Origin of the sequence: Haloferax profundi (assembly GCF_001469865.1) — an archaeon.
Lineage (GTDB): Archaea > Halobacteriota > Halobacteria > Halobacteriales > Haloferacaceae > Haloferax > Haloferax profundi.
Genome location: NZ_LOPV01000310.1, coordinates 1 through 1321 on the forward strand (window position 1 = coordinate 1; position 1321 = coordinate 1321).

Annotated in this window: 1 protein-coding gene; it reads right to left on the reverse strand. The window is 46.8% G+C overall.

The features are described 5' to 3' along the window. Nucleotides 1–518: 518 nt before the first annotated feature. Nucleotides 519–1130 carry an HNH endonuclease gene (locus AUR66_RS20660; protein ID WP_082682206.1) on the reverse strand — a complete coding sequence of 204 codons (612 nt, stop codon included), beginning with the start codon at nucleotides 1128–1130 and terminating at the stop codon, nucleotides 519–521. Nucleotides 1131–1321: the final 191 nt, after the last annotated feature.

The following is a 1321-nucleotide window of genomic DNA, read 5'->3' on the forward strand; positions in this document are numbered from 1 at the left end:
TCGGACAAATTCGCGCTGTTCGCGCGAATATAACACCGCCTACCGGTTTACGCTCCTTTTTTCACTCGCAGTAGGAGACTAGATGACTGATTTGAATATAAAACCCGCTTTCTCGGCCCATAGCCGAATATGACCCAGTGATTAGTATGGGATTTGCTCTTATACGAGCCTGAAAATTAAATACATTTACAACAGAACATATGCACGAAAAGTTTGATCAAGGTGTAACCGGACAGGACAGTGCCGATGATGGTTGAAAAACCGGAGGCCAATTCAGGTAGGCGGGTCATCAACATTTCATAGTCGTTCAATGCCCCTCGCCTACCTTTAGCAACACCACACAACTGTGATCCAAAAATCACGAGCCCGTTTGCTATCACAGAGGTATACGCGGTGAACTTTTTCGGTTGACGCTATTTGCTTAGAGCCCTCATCGCTCCCCACCCAAGTAATATACTTATTATGCATTTTTCGACCTCCAGAAATCGGGATTTGAGAAGTAGAACCGACTCGGGTAACTAATCTTTTAGTTCCTCCAATAGAGCCGAGGAACTAGGATCTAGTTCTTCAGGACTCGAAATCAGGTGTAGTTCATTTTCGCCGATTGGCTCATAGAAGGCTTTGCAGGACTCACACTCGACTACTTTGACTTTCTTTCCTGGTTTTAATCCAATCCAACTCACAGTCAAATCCGCCTCGCCACATTCAGGACACCCCCCGTGACGCTTGTTTATCTTCTTATCTACCTTCTTTTGGGCCCACCCTTTCCCGTTTGACTTACCAAGGCGAACGTAGCCATCGTCATCCCGATCTTCGGGAGTATACTCCTGCTTCTGCTCAGAACTCTTAGACGAGGACCCGAACAACCAACTCCAGAATCCTCGCTTCTTTTTCTTTTGAGAGGGTGCTATCCCCTTTCCATGTGCTGCATCGTGACACTGCTTACAGAGCGTCTTTAGATTCGATTTCTTGTGTGACCCACCCTGACTCTTCGGAACAATATGGTGAGCATGAAGTTCGAAATCCCCGTAGGGGCCACCTTTCCGCCCGCAGTTTTGGCACTTATATCCATCCCGCTGATATACCTTTCTTCGACGTGAGTTCCAATCTTTAGGATATCCTCCAGCCATGTTAACTCTTCAAAACGATAGATTCTGTTTGAACAATATGTTTTCGTCCTGTCTCTCAGGTGTCGTCCACTTGTTCCCTCATTTCTTTAGCTCGGGTTCGAATACTTGCCGCTGTAACCCCTGAAACACGCGAGACATCTTGTGGGAAAACATACTCTCCGCAGAGGTCGCTGGCAAGATAGAGTGATGCC